10 protein-coding genes are annotated in these 12473 nt (G+C 44.9%); 4 read left to right on the top strand and 6 right to left on the bottom strand.

Annotation, left to right across the window (positions count from 1 at the left end):
• Window positions 1-273: 273 nt before the first annotated feature.
• Window positions 274-3066: a TonB-dependent receptor gene (locus AAA942_RS00300; protein WP_338218222.1), complete on the top strand. Its 2793-nt coding sequence runs from the start codon at window positions 274-276 to the stop codon at window positions 3064-3066.
• A gap of 111 nt (window positions 3067-3177) precedes the next feature.
• On the opposite strand, the gene AAA942_RS00295 is transcribed toward AAA942_RS00300, so the two are convergent.
• Together AAA942_RS00295 and AAA942_RS00290 are read right to left on the bottom strand one after the other, a co-directional pair.
• Window positions 3178-3756: a hypothetical protein gene (locus tag AAA942_RS00295; RefSeq protein ID WP_338218221.1), complete on the bottom strand. Its 579-nt coding sequence runs from the start codon at window positions 3754-3756 to the stop codon at window positions 3178-3180.
• Between the two features lie 214 nt (window positions 3757-3970).
• Window positions 3971-6211, bottom strand: coding sequence for a Tex family protein (locus AAA942_RS00290; protein ID WP_338218220.1), 2241 nt, complete (start codon window positions 6209-6211; stop codon window positions 3971-3973).
• 270 nt (window positions 6212-6481) lie between these two features.
• On the opposite strand from AAA942_RS00290, the gene AAA942_RS00285 reads away from it, so the two are divergent.
• From AAA942_RS00285 to AAA942_RS00275, 3 genes are all read left to right on the top strand, one after another.
• A complete protein-coding gene (locus tag AAA942_RS00285; protein ID WP_338218219.1) occupies window positions 6482-7054 on the top strand; it encodes a TlpA family protein disulfide reductase in 573 nt (190 codons plus the stop codon).
• 113 nt (window positions 7055-7167) lie between these two features.
• Window positions 7168-8535: a flavin monoamine oxidase family protein gene (locus AAA942_RS00280; RefSeq protein WP_338218218.1), complete on the top strand. Its 1368-nt coding sequence runs from the start codon at window positions 7168-7170 to the stop codon at window positions 8533-8535.
• 4 nt (window positions 8536-8539) lie between these two features.
• Window positions 8540-9781 (top strand): carcinine hydrolase/isopenicillin-N N-acyltransferase family protein, encoded by a 1242-nt coding sequence (locus AAA942_RS00275; RefSeq protein WP_338218217.1) that lies wholly within the window; start codon window positions 8540-8542, stop codon window positions 9779-9781.
• Between the two features lie 32 nt (window positions 9782-9813).
• Here the strand turns inward: AAA942_RS00275 and AAA942_RS00270 are convergent, their stop codons facing one another.
• The 4 genes from AAA942_RS00270 to AAA942_RS00255 are packed head-to-tail and all read right to left on the bottom strand — an operon-like array spanning window position 9814 to window position 12334.
• A complete protein-coding gene (locus AAA942_RS00270) occupies window positions 9814-10524 on the bottom strand; it encodes a hypothetical protein (protein ID WP_338218216.1) in 711 nt (236 codons plus the stop codon).
• Window positions 10525-10569: 45 nt separating this feature from the next.
• A complete protein-coding gene (locus AAA942_RS00265; protein WP_338218215.1) occupies window positions 10570-11016 on the bottom strand; it encodes a molybdenum cofactor biosynthesis protein MoaE in 447 nt (148 codons plus the stop codon).
• Between the two features lie 7 nt (window positions 11017-11023).
• Window positions 11024-12091 carry a HesA/MoeB/ThiF family protein gene (locus AAA942_RS00260; protein ID WP_338218214.1) on the bottom strand — a complete coding sequence of 356 codons (1068 nt, stop codon included), beginning with the start codon at window positions 12089-12091 and terminating at the stop codon, window positions 11024-11026.
• Window positions 12092-12094: 3 nt separating this feature from the next.
• A complete protein-coding gene (locus tag AAA942_RS00255) occupies window positions 12095-12334 on the bottom strand; it encodes a MoaD/ThiS family protein (RefSeq protein ID WP_338218213.1) in 240 nt (79 codons plus the stop codon).
• Window positions 12335-12473: the final 139 nt, after the last annotated feature.

Raw genomic sequence — 12473 nt, 5'->3', positions numbered from 1 at the left:
AATGTTGTTTTTATAAACATCATAATGATGTAAAAATCAACATTTTTTCCTGACAAAAACTGTCGGTTTTTACCCCGCTTTATAAACCACTGATTTTCAGGTAAGCACAGGATAGTTTTGGATTTTTTCCATGACTGGTTACTATTCATTTTACCATTCGACCGCTCAGCCAATAAATGAATCGATATGAAACCTTTGTCCGGTTATTTTGTAAGTAAATAGTGTGTATTGTCACCTAAAGAGACAATACATCCGAGTAAACTCAAACCAACCATGAAGTATTTCTACCTTTTATTTTTCCTATTTGGGCTTTCTTTCAATTCTTTCTCCCAGAATTACACCGTGAAGGGAAGGGTATTGGAATACGGAAAATCCGAGCCTGTCCCTTATGCAAATATCCTTTTACTATCTGTTTCCGACTCTTCACAGGTAACAGGTACGATATCAGAAATCGATGGGGAATTTGAAATGAACAATATCCGTGAAGGCGAATACCTTTTTAAAATTCAATATCTAGGCTACCAGGACTACTATAAAACCATTTCTATAAGAAGTAATCTGGACCTAGGAGCAATCAGCATTAGAGAAGAAGCCACGGCTTTGGGAGAGGTAGTGGTGGCAGCCAGAAGATCCACCGGAACACAGCGAAGTGACACCACCATGTACAACGCTGATGCTTTCAAGACTATGAAAGACGCCAGTGCTCAGGTATTGATAGAGAAGCTACCGGGTGTAGTTTCTGAAGGTGGAGTACTGCAAGCCCAGGGAGAAGCAATCGCTCAGATTTTGGTAGACGGGAAACCTTTCTTCGGAAACGATGTCCAATCCGCCCTTCAAAATCTACCTGCAGAAGTCATTCTGAGCATAGAGATATTCGATCAGAAAAGTGAAAAAGCCCAATTGAGCGGATTTGATGATGGAGAAAGATTAAAAACCATCAACATCATCACTAAGCCCAACCGCAGAAAAGGGCAATTTGGAAAGATGACGGCAGGCTATGGTACCGATGACCGTTATCTGGTCGGAGCAAGTGTCAATGCCTTCAATGAAGACCAAAGATTCACCTTCACCGGTTTGTCCAACAATGTCAACTTGCTCAACTATTCCAGCGATGCCAATACCCAATCTGATGGCAGACCACAGGAAGGAATTGTAACTACCAATATTTTGGGAATGAACTACACGGATCTTTGGGGGGAAAAAATCAAGGTCACAGGGAGCTATCAGTATTCAAACAGAGAAAATGTGGGAATCATTTCGCGTTTCCGGGACTTTGTCACCACCGACGGCTCCGATCAAGAATACTCAGAGGTATCTAGGGATGTAAGGGTAAATAATGAACATTCAGCCGATTTAAGATTGGACTACAATCCGGATGCGAAAAACAGAATCCTCTACATCCCAAGATTGCGGGCAAGATTTGAAACTGAAAATTCCGGTTTTTTTGGAGAAACTACCGATGGGCAGAATCTCATCAATCAGGTGGAAAACGCCCGAATTGGCGACTATTCAGAATTTGATTTCTTTAATCGCCTGCTTTACAGTCACAAATTCAATAAGCCAGGAAGGACGGTTACTCTAAGAACCTTCTACCACCGAGGCTGGGATAACGACGAATCTGAAAGAACTGCTAAAAACACCTACTTCGAGGAGTCTGGAGAGCGGGTAGAGCAAATCGATCAGCTGACCACCCGAGACCGCGTCGGAAACCGATGGGAAGTGGGACTATCTTTCACAGAGGCACTCAGTGAAAAAAGCCAGATCGAGATCGAATATGAGGTTGGAAACAGAGACAATGACTCTGAGCAATTAATTTTCAACGTGGAAGGGGGGGATTTTGAAACTGGAATAATGATGCTGGATACGGCATTGAGTAACGTGTTCCAAAGTGATTACCTCACCCAAGAGTTTGAATTGGGCTATCAGTACAGCACTGAAAACTTCAAAATGCAAACTGAAGTCCAATACCAAAATGCTGATTTGGACAATTCCCAGGAATTCCCTCAGCCTTTTGCACTACAGAGAAATTTCAAAGCTATATTGCCTACTGCGCGTCTTGAGTATAAGTTTTCTCCTACTACCAATATCCAACTGGACTACGATACCCGCACCGCCGAACCTCAGGTAAGGCAGCTTCAGCCCGTAATTGATAATTCAAACCCTCTTCAGCTGAGAACTGGCAATCCCGATCTAGATCAATCGTACAGCCACCAATTCCGAGTTCGATTCAGAAGTCAAAATCCTGACACGGATAAAAGTTGGTTCTTATTCGCCAGCTCTTCCTTAGTCAACAACTTTATCTCCAACAGTACCTTTATTGCAGATGAACCCACAGAAATCCAAGATGGAATAATTCTAGAGAAAGGCTCCCAATTAAATAGCCCGGTCAACTTGGACGGATACTGGGATATGAGATCTTGGTTAAGCTACGGAATGCCTCTGGATTTTATCAAGTCCAAGCTCAACCTCAATCTCGGAGGTGGAGTGACCCGACGACCTGGTCAGGTCAATGACCAAATCGGATTCAATAACTCCCAGCGAATCAGCACCGGATTCTCTATCAATAGTAGCATCAGCGATCAGATTGACTTCAATATCTGGTCCAGGTCTTCTTTCAATCGAGTGGAAAACACACTCAACGCCAACCTCAATGACCGATTCTTTCAGCAGCGATTCCGGGTCAATTTCAACTGGATCATTTGGGAAGGTTTTATTTACCGTTTAGATCTAAACCACCAGATCAACTCCGGACTTTCCGAAGGATTTGACAACAACTTCTCCCTGATCAATATGAGCATTGGTAAGAAAATCTTCCAAAACCAACGAGGAGAAATCAGCATCATGGTTTATGACTTATTGGGTCAAAATGCCAATGTCCGAAGAAATATAACGGAGACATTTATTGAGGATATTCAGACCAATGTACTCCAGCGCTACTTCATGTTGTCCTTTACCTACAATTTGCGCCGCTTCAGCAAGGGAATGGATATGGACGACTACAATGAACTGATCAATACCGGTGACTCTGCGGGAGGTGGCAGAGGAGGAAGAATGTCAGATATCTAAATCAGAAACCATTTCAGGTTGAGCATAAAAAAAGCTGGAGGAAATCACGCCTCCAGCTTTTTTGATTTCAAAAGGTCTGGGCTCTGTAGTTGACTATAGAAATTCAAGGTATCAACTTCCGGGTATGGTAAACGAAAGAGCTACACCTATGGAACTTCCTGAAAGCACCTCGCTATTTGGCAAAGTATACTTAATTGAAGTGTAGGTAAGAGCCACCCACTTGTAGCCGAATTCCACTCTTGCTCCTAAGTTGCTTTCCATGTCAGCGTCCGGCACAAAACCGTCCCCTTTGAATCGGACCGCTTGATGAGTAGTGATTCCGGCTCCCAATCGGAAGTTTTCATTGATTTTGTAGAAAGGTATCAGATAAATGGGAAGACGGGTAAATCGGATATTGGCATCGTCGGCTGCCGTGGTGTTGTATTTCCAGCCGATTCCTCCTCTCAGCATCAAATGCTTGATTTTTGGAAAATCCAGCTGTCCACCTACCGACAAGAAGCCTCCCTGACCAGCCCGCATGACCTGATCTTCTCCATTGGTGAAAAAGACCTGAAGTAATTCGTCTCCGCCGTATTCCAAGCCTCCTTCCAGCAGGAGTTTGGCTCGAATACCCGGGGTCGTTTCTTGGGCAAAAAGAGGAAAGCACATCATGAGACTAGCACTCAGGATGAATACTGTTTTTTTAAACATGGGAAATGAAATATGGGGTTTAGGGTAAGATCAACACCTATTTTGAAAGAATCCCTCGGATTTAAGAAAAGAGGTTTGACTCGAGAAATATCGCAAGACGGATTATGATTTCAATACGGTGAGAAATAATTATTTTTTTCAAAAAAAAGGTCTGATCAAGGGCAAAAAAAAACGCGATCCCACCTGGATCGCGCTTATCTTTTTTTTCATTTTTTTAGCGAAATTTTCCTTTCAACTGGGCTAATTTTTCTGCCATGGAAGATTCTCGGCTTGACTCCTTTACTTTTTGAGGAGCTTTGACAGGGCTTTTGCCTCGCTCCGCAAAAGGATCGGACTTCATACTCAGCCCAATCCGCTTTCGGGGAATATCCACTTCCAAAACAGTCACTTGAACTTTTTGAGCCACGGCTACAATTTCATTGGGATCCTTAACAAAACGATCTGCCAAATGACTCAAATGGACCAATCCGTCCTGATGTACCCCCACATCCACAAAAGCACCAAAAGCCGTAATATTGGTGACTATTCCGGGCAGCTTCATGCCTGTCTTCAAATCAGCCATGGAATTGACTCCTTCCTGGAACTGAAACACTTCAAACGTCTCTCTTGGGTCCCTACCGGGCTTGGCCAATTCCTCCAAAATATCCTCAAGGGTAGGAAGACCTACGATCTCGGAAACGTAGTTTTTGAGCACAATTCTATTCCTCAACTCCTCCGAACTCATCAAATCAGAAACGGAAGCCTTGAGGTCTTGGGCCATTTTTTCCACTAATTCATAGCGCTCCGGATGGACGGCCGAACGATCGAGGGGGTGCTTGGCATTTTGGATTCGAAGAAAACCCGCAGCTTGCTCAAAGGCCTTTTCACCCAATCGGGGTACTTTTTTGAGTTGGCTGCGGCTGGTAAAGGGTCCGTTTTCAGTTCGGAATTCAACGATATTCTGAGCCAAAACAGGCCCCAGACCTGACACATACGTCAGGAGTTCTTTCGAAGCGGTATTGACCTCCACTCCTACTCCATTCACCGCCGACATGACAGTATCGTCGAGAGCGTTTTTCAGGGCATTTTGATCCACGTCGTGCTGATATTGCCCTACTCCGATGGATTTCGGGTCGATCTTCACCAACTCTGCCAAGGGGTCCATCAACCGTCGACCGATGGAAACTGCTCCTCTTACGGTCAAATCCAAGTCCGGAAATTCATTTCTTGCCACTTCCGACGCAGAATAAATAGATGCTCCAGCTTCATTTACCATAGTCACGATGACAGACTTCGGCAACCCCAAACTCTTCACAAAAGCCTCCGTCTCCCGTCCAGCAGTTCCATTTCCGATAGCAATGGCCTGAATGGAAAATTTTTCCACCAAACCTTTGACAGTCATGCCCGCAGCGGCAGTCTGTCGCTGTGGTTCATGAGGAAAAATCGCCTCATAATGCAGCAACTGACCTTGGGGCCCCAGACAAACCAGTTTGCAGCCAGTCCGGAATCCCGGGTCGATGGCCATGACGGACTTTTCTCCGAGAGGAGCCCCTAACAGAAGCTGACGGAGATTTTCAGCAAATACTTTGATTGCTTCCTCATCCGCCTTTTTCTTGGTCAGGAGTCTGATTTCCGTCTCCATGCTGGGTTTGAGTAAGCGCTTGTAGCAGTCTTTGATCGCCAGTTTGACTTGATCTACAGCAGAATTTGCCGCATCTGCCAAAATCTCCCGCTCCAGTAGGATCAAAGCAGACCCCTCTTCAGGACAGGAGTCCAGCATAAGGAAAAGCTCCTTTTCCCCACGTCTCATCGCTAAAACCCGATGAGAAGGAGCTGTTTTGATCGGCTCGGACCAGTCGAAATAGTCTTTGTATTTGATGGCTTCGGCTTCTTTACCAGGAATCACGCGAGAAGTAAAGGTTCCTTCTTCCAGAAAGAGCTTTCGCATTTTCTCACGGATTTCGGCCTTTTCGTTGATCCACTCGGCGATGATATCCCGCGCACCCTGTAGGGCTTCCTCGGTGGATTTCACCTCCAATTCTTCATTCAAATACTTGTTGGCTTCTGCGGCAAGGTCAAAAGAAGTCTGTGTGAAAATCTTCTCTGCGAGTGGCTCCAAGCCCTTTTCCCGAGCAATAGTCGCTTTGGTTCTTCGCTTCGGTTTGTAGGGCAAGTAGATATCTTCCAGCTTGGCCATAGTCTCGGCTGCATCGATTGATTTTTTCAGCTCAGGAGTCAGTTTACCTTGCTCATCAATTGACTTGAGGACAGCTTCTCTTCTTTTGTCCAACTCTCTCAGCTGTTCGATTCGATCCCGAATAGTCGCCACCTGAACTTCGTCCAAGGTGCCAGTCGCCTCTTTTCGATAGCGGGAAATAAAAGGAACGGTAGCTCCTCCATCCAATAATTCAATCGTCGCCTGAACCTGATGCGGCTTAACGCCGAGCTCGGAGGCGATTTTAATCTCGTAATTCATATTTAGGTGTAATCTTAATCAGAAATGAGGCCGCAAGATAAGGCTGCTTTTTTTGCCTGAAACCCCAAAATGTAAGACTTGTCACTAAGGGTCTGAAATTGTGGGGTTAATTTTGAAAACTTGGAAGTTTGAAAGTTCTTGGTTCGAGGTTCATCGTTTGAAGCTCATTCAGAGTTAAAATCCTTTTGGAATCTTTAAACTCTTAGTAGTGTCGTAAATCGTAAACTTGTGCTTAGCGAAGTCGAAGCATCGAAAAATCGTCCTTAAATAATGGATTGGAAAAAAGAAATTAAGTCCTGGGGTCTGATTTTGGCCTTTTTTGCCTTTCTGTATTTCACTGGCTTACTACCCGTGATCCAGGGAGCTATTCAGTCTGTCTTGCTGTCTACAGGCTTGATCAAACCCAAATTGGAACGGGTGGATCTGACCAATCAAAACTTTGATTATCGGGGACGATTTGTAGACTTGCGGGGGAATGAAATCAACCTTCAGGATTATCGGGGAAAAACCGTATTTATCAATCTTTGGGCCTCTTGGTGTGGCCCTTGCCGAGCCGAAATGCCTCATATTTCGGAACTCTACAAATCAGTAAAAGACCAACCCAATCTGGAATTCCTGATGGTGGGACTGGATCGGGAATTTGAAAAAAGCAAAGGCTTTATGGAGGGAAAAACCTGGACTTTCCCGGTCGTCCATGCCAGCTTTGGCTTGAATTCCAGCCTTCAAAGCGAGTCCATTCCTACTACTCTGGTGGTAAATAAGGAAGGAAAAATCGTCTTTTACCAGGAAGGAATGAGCAATTTCAACACGAAGGAATTCAGGGAATTTTTAATCGCTCAATAGCGATCCGCATAGTTTTTTTGCCTTTTCTATTTCGAAAAAATCTTCTTCGTCCGGGATTTAGGGAACTTTTGAGTAGAGTTGGGAACATTTGGGATTTTGAATAACTTCCAAAAATGAATCACCCCAGCACAGAAGTTTTGATCCTCGGAGGAGGTTTTTCCGGTTTGGCAGCTGCTAAAAAACTTCACGAAAACCACATTTCTTTTCTTGTCCTGGAAGCACGGGACCGTTTGGGTGGGAGAGTTTATACACGGCAGTTTTCCGGATTTTATCTGGATCTGGGTGGACAATGGATAGGCCCTACCCAAGACCGGATGTATGCCCTGTGTAAGGAATATGGGATGGAGTATTTTGAAACTTATAATCAGGGAAAAAATATTCTTGACCTTGCACAAAGGATCAAAACCTACCGGGGAGTCATTCCCAAGCTCGGCCTTTTTGCTTTAGTCCAACTGGCTTGGGTAATGCGAAAAATCCAGAAAATGGCCGATTCTGTGTCTTTAGAAGCACATTGGGTTCATCCAAAATCCAAAGAATGGGATTCCGTGACTTTGGAGGATTTTTTAATCCAAAACTGTACCCATTCCCAGACTCGTCAGGTATTCCAAGTAGGCTGCGAAACTATCTTTGCCTGCGACCTGAAGGAGATTTCCCTGCTCCATGCGCTTTTTTATATCCGATCCGGCACTTCTTTGGATTGCCTGATCAATATCAAAAATGGAGCTCAGCAGCATCGGGTCAAAGGCGGAATGCAAACTTTGGCAGAAAAGATAGCAGAGCGATTTGCAAAGCAAATCCGATTCAATTATCCGGTAAGTCGAATTCAAAAAACCAATTCAGGATATTTGGTCTCAGGAGATGGGTTTGAGTTGGATTGTAAACAAATCATCTTGGCTGTTCCTCCCCCTCTTCTTTTCAAAATCCAATTTTCTCCAAGACTTTCCTTCGAAAAAAGCGAACTCCTCAAAAACTATCCTATGGGCCGTGTGGGCAAGTGCTTTATGATCTATGATCGGCCCTTTTGGAGAGCAATGGGTTTTTCGGGTCAGGCCTTATCCGATGAGTCCACCCCATTTCAGACCTTTTTTGACTGCTCTCCAGCAGATGCCAGCAGAGGGATAATCATGGGATTCACGATCGGCGGCCGGGCAGATACTTTTTTTGCCCAAGGAAAAAAAGAGAGAAAGAAGAAACTGGAGGCGGTCTTGATTAGATATTTTGGAGAAAAGGCCAAGAAATCGATCCAATACGAAGATTTTACCATGACAGATGAGTCTTGGTCCCAAGGCTGCTATGCCGGATTGATGCCAAAAGGCGCTTGGACCGCTTGGCAGGATGCTTACCGAAAATCAGAAGGAAACATCCATTTTGCCGGGACGGAAGCTGCTGAGCGATGGCATGGATATATCGAAGGGGCTGTGATCGCGGGTGAAGCTGCCGCTGAAAAGTGTTTGATGGAAGTCCAAACGAAAAATCCTTAACGCAATGTGTGATACTTTGGTAGCTCTTCCGGACAAAACCGCCTTCGGTAACCTGATTTTCGGAAAAAACTCTGACCGGGAGCCTTTGGAAGCGCAGTCAATAGCTCATTACCCTAGGCAACTTCCGAAGGAAAACCAGCTGAAATGCACCTACATCACGATCCCTCAAGTAGAGGAAACTTTCGAAGTAATTCTCTCGAAGCCCTTTCAGATGTGGGGTGCCGAGATGGGAGTCAATGAACACGGAGTCGTGATCGGAAATGAGGCGGTTTTCACCAACGTCCGTTTTGACAAAAAGAAAGTTGGACTCACAGGCATGGATTTGCTTCGCTTGGCTTTGGAAAGAAGCAACTCAGCCAAACAAGCCCTGAAAATCATCACCAATCTTTTGGAAGAATTTGGACAAAATGCCTGTGGAGGATATCAAAACCGCAATTTCTATTACCACAACAGTTTCCTGATCGCTGATCCTCAAGAGGCATTCATTCTGGAAACGGCAGGAAAATCCTGGGGCTATCGTCGTGTCAATTCCATGGGCAGCATTTCCAACGGGCTGACCTTGGACCAAGATTATGATGAAGCTCATTTTGTAGAAGAGAAGCGGACGGTTCAATCGCTATTTTCAGGGAAGAAAGAGAGTTTCCGCGGGAGATTTTCCGACCTACTTTATACCCAAGTGGGTAGAGCAAAACAAAGACAGGCTTGCACCTTTGGATTTTTGGAAAAAAGGAAGGAATTGGAAGTACGGGACTTTTTTGAGGCCCTCAGACAGCATGACCGGGAAGATTTTAACCCGAAAAAAGCCACCACAGGCTGCATCTGTATGCATGCCACCGGAATGACCAATCCCTCGGATACCACGGGAAGCATGGTGGCCGAAATACCCCAATCTGGAAACCCGACGATTTGGATGACCGGGACAGCCCATCCCTGCCTGAGCGTGTATTTGCCGTTTTATTTTGGGACAAGCTGGGATCAAGGACTTTTTTCCCCATCAGCCCATCCTGACAAAAGCCTTTGGTGGAAAGCCAAATCCATACAAAGATCTATCCTAAATGACTATTCCAAGTTGCAGCCTGAATGGAGAAATCAACTGGACCAACTTCAAACGAGCTGGGTTCTGGAAAATAAAAAGCTGCTAGAAAAGAATCCAGAGACTAAAGACTTTAGCCAATTTACAGAAAAGTGTATTCGGGAGTATTTGAGAGTTTTGCAGGAATTTTCATCTAAATCCAGTCCTCTTTGAAAGGTGAATGCGGAATCTGAAAAAAACCTTTCCTACGATCTCCTAACAAAAACCTGATTTACACTTAAACCCACTTTCTTCCAAAAATCAGACTTCTTCTGACCGGCATACAGCTTCAACTCATCTTCTTGGGGAGGAAAAGAACCCAAGTCACCTTCATGAAGCAGGATTAAGTACTGATAGGCTGCCTCGATGGATTTGGCCCGCTGGGTGAGGTATCGAATCAGGGATAGCAGCATCAACCCCAGACAAATCCCCCCTAAAACCCAATTGCTTTTGACCAGAGAAAAAACAATCCCAACGAACAGCACCACACAAAAGCTCCTGAAAAACTTGGACTCGGCCATCGTTCGTTCTACTGCCGAATGGAGATTGGGCTTATGCGTCAGCAAATAGGCCATTGCATACTTGAATGTATTGAAATCTCCTCTACTGACCGTTTGGATTTTGGCGAAACGAATACCCAAGGCCTGATTGAACAGACTCAAATTGGACCACCAGATCGGTTTGATTTTATCATATATCCATCCATCCAAAAAACTGGAAACCAGATAAATAAAATGCCCGGAAACATAGGCTGTGGCAAAGAATATGGTTCCCTCCATCCAAGGTGAATCTGCCAGGCTGTTTAAAACGAACAAGTCCTCCGGCCAACCCACAAAAATCAAAAAACCAATTAGCAGTCCCCCGGGAAGCAGAATCGTCAACAGGTCAAGTAAACCCAGATTCAATTTGTCAAACATAGGCGAAGTGTTTGACGAAAAGGTAAACTTAATTTAGCTTGATTCCTAGGTGTTTACCTTCCAAACATGTCCTTCCGTATCCAGGATTTCTTTCCCCCATATCGGAAGTTCTGCTTTGATCCGCTCCACCAATTCATCACAGGCTTGCATGGCGGCTTTTCGGTGCTTGGAGGAGGTAAAAACGAAGAGGCAAATCTCCCCGACTTTGATCTCTCCCAGGCTGTGATAGATATGCATGCAGGTCAGCGGGTATTTGGCAAAAACATCCTCTCTGATTTCAAAGGCCTTCTCCAAAGCCATGTCCTCGTAAGCCGTGTAGTCAATGGCAATAACATTGCCTTCCGGCTTTTGGTCGGCCCGAATCTGCCCAAGAAAAATGGAATGGCCTCCGATATCGGTTTTGCTGGCATGATTGGCTATGGATTGGGCGATTTTCTCAGGAGAAATCGGCCCCTGCACAAAAATATTTTTGGGTTTGCGTTCTTTTTCCATTTCAGATTTAGGTTTTCAGGGCATTGATTCCTCCCCGGATAGAGAAGATTTTCTTTTTCGGAAACTCTTTTTGCAGGAGTTGGGCGGCTGTTTGACTGCGACTTCCGCTTTGGCAGAAAAAGAGAATTTCTTCTGCTTCTTCCAATTGGTCAAAATGATCAGCCAGAGAAGAAAGAGGGATTTTCTGCAGTCCGGTACATTCCAAAGGAGGCATTTCACCGGGTTCCCGCACATCCACAAAAGCCACATCCGAATTCATTTTTCGCATGGCCTCATTCCAAGTCAGCTGCTTGATTCCTTCACAGGCCAACTCGTAATCCAAGGCATGCAGATCTTGAATACTTCCCGGAATGGCGTTTCTTCCTTTGGAATTGGGTGAAATTTCCACCTCATAGGATTGGGAACTAATGCTGTTGAAAAAAAGCATCCGATTCTGTAAAGGTTTACCAAAGCCGGATAGCACCTTGATCGCTTCCAATGCCATCAGATTGCCAATGATGCCCGGCAAAACGCCTAAAACTCCGGTTTCGGCACAGTTGGGGATTTCTGTGGCAGAAGGCATCTCCGGATATACATCCCGGTAATTGCAGGCCTTTTCACCCCAGTTGAATACCGCAACCTGCCCTTCATGCAAATAGATTGCTCCAAAGACCAAAGGTTTGTCCAACAGCACACAGGCATCATTGACCAGGTAGCGGGTGGGGAAATTATCACTCCCATCGATGATCAAATCGTAGCCGGAAATCAATTCTTCGGCGTTGGAATTGCTGATCATTTCCGGAAAAATCTCCCATTGGATATCGCTGTACTTTTGCTGAAAGTGTCGGACGGCAGTTTCCGCTTTGTTTTTCCCCAAGTCTTTTTCTCCGAAAAGTACTTGCCGGTGAAGGTTGGAAAGATTCACCTGATCTCCGTCCACCACGCCTATTTTACCTACCCCGGCTGCTGCGAGATAGAGCAAAACCGGACATCCCAATCCCCCCGCTCCAATCACAAGCACAGAAGATTTTCGAAGTCGGGCTTGGCCTTCTATGCCGAATCCCGGCAGCACCAATTGTCTGTCGTATCTATTCATAAATCAGCCTCCGGAAAATGGGGGTAAAAGGGCCAATTCAGCCTCTTGGGGTATGGATGTAGGTTCGGAGCAAAGCTTTTTGTTGATGGCCAAGCTGAACTTCATGGATTCGAGTTGAGGGAACTCTTGATAAAGCTTATGGAGTAGCAGATCTGTAGACCCGGGATTAGGCACAAGGATTTCCTCCTGCCCCATTTTCTCCGCAATCATTCCAAAAGCTTTGATTTTAATCTGATCTGACATCATTTTCTTCTTGTCTGCTCTAAATTACTGCTCACCTTTGGATTAAACTAACCGGTAAAGGAATTGTGAGAAAATCTGAAAAATTATCTCTGCATTCACTCCATTCTTTTCCTTGACTTCGAATTTTATCCTTCGGAAA

Source organism: Algoriphagus sp. oki45, from assembly GCF_036245605.1.
Taxonomy (GTDB): domain Bacteria; phylum Bacteroidota; class Bacteroidia; order Cytophagales; family Cyclobacteriaceae; genus Algoriphagus.
This window is presented reverse-complemented; position numbering and strand designations above follow the sequence as displayed.

Bases quoted from the DNA above. Each gene is read 5' to 3' on its own strand.
- AAA942_RS00300 (WP_338218222.1), top strand. From the start codon at position 274: ATGAAGTATTTCTACCTTTTATTTTTCCTATTTGGGCTTTCTTTCAAT.
- AAA942_RS00265 (WP_338218215.1), bottom strand. From the start codon at position 11,016: ATGGAAAAAGAACGCAAACCCAAAAATATTTTTGTGCAGGGGCCGATT.
- AAA942_RS00270 (WP_338218216.1), bottom strand. From the start codon at position 10,524: ATGTTTGACAAATTGAATCTGGGTTTACTTGACCTGTTGACGATTCTG.
- AAA942_RS00295 (WP_338218221.1), bottom strand. From the start codon at position 3,756: ATGTTTAAAAAAACAGTATTCATCCTGAGTGCTAGTCTCATGATGTGC.
- AAA942_RS00280 (WP_338218218.1), top strand. From the start codon at position 7,168: ATGAATCACCCCAGCACAGAAGTTTTGATCCTCGGAGGAGGTTTTTCC.
- AAA942_RS00255 (WP_338218213.1), bottom strand. From the start codon at position 12,334: ATGTCAGATCAGATTAAAATCAAAGCTTTTGGAATGATTGCGGAGAAA.
- AAA942_RS00260 (WP_338218214.1), bottom strand. From the start codon at position 12,091: ATGAATAGATACGACAGACAATTGGTGCTGCCGGGATTCGGCATAGAA.
- AAA942_RS00290 (WP_338218220.1), bottom strand. From the start codon at position 6,211: ATGAATTACGAGATTAAAATCGCCTCCGAGCTCGGCGTTAAGCCGCAT.
- AAA942_RS00285 (WP_338218219.1), top strand. From the start codon at position 6,482: ATGGATTGGAAAAAAGAAATTAAGTCCTGGGGTCTGATTTTGGCCTTT.
- AAA942_RS00275 (WP_338218217.1), top strand. From the start codon at position 8,540: ATGTGTGATACTTTGGTAGCTCTTCCGGACAAAACCGCCTTCGGTAAC.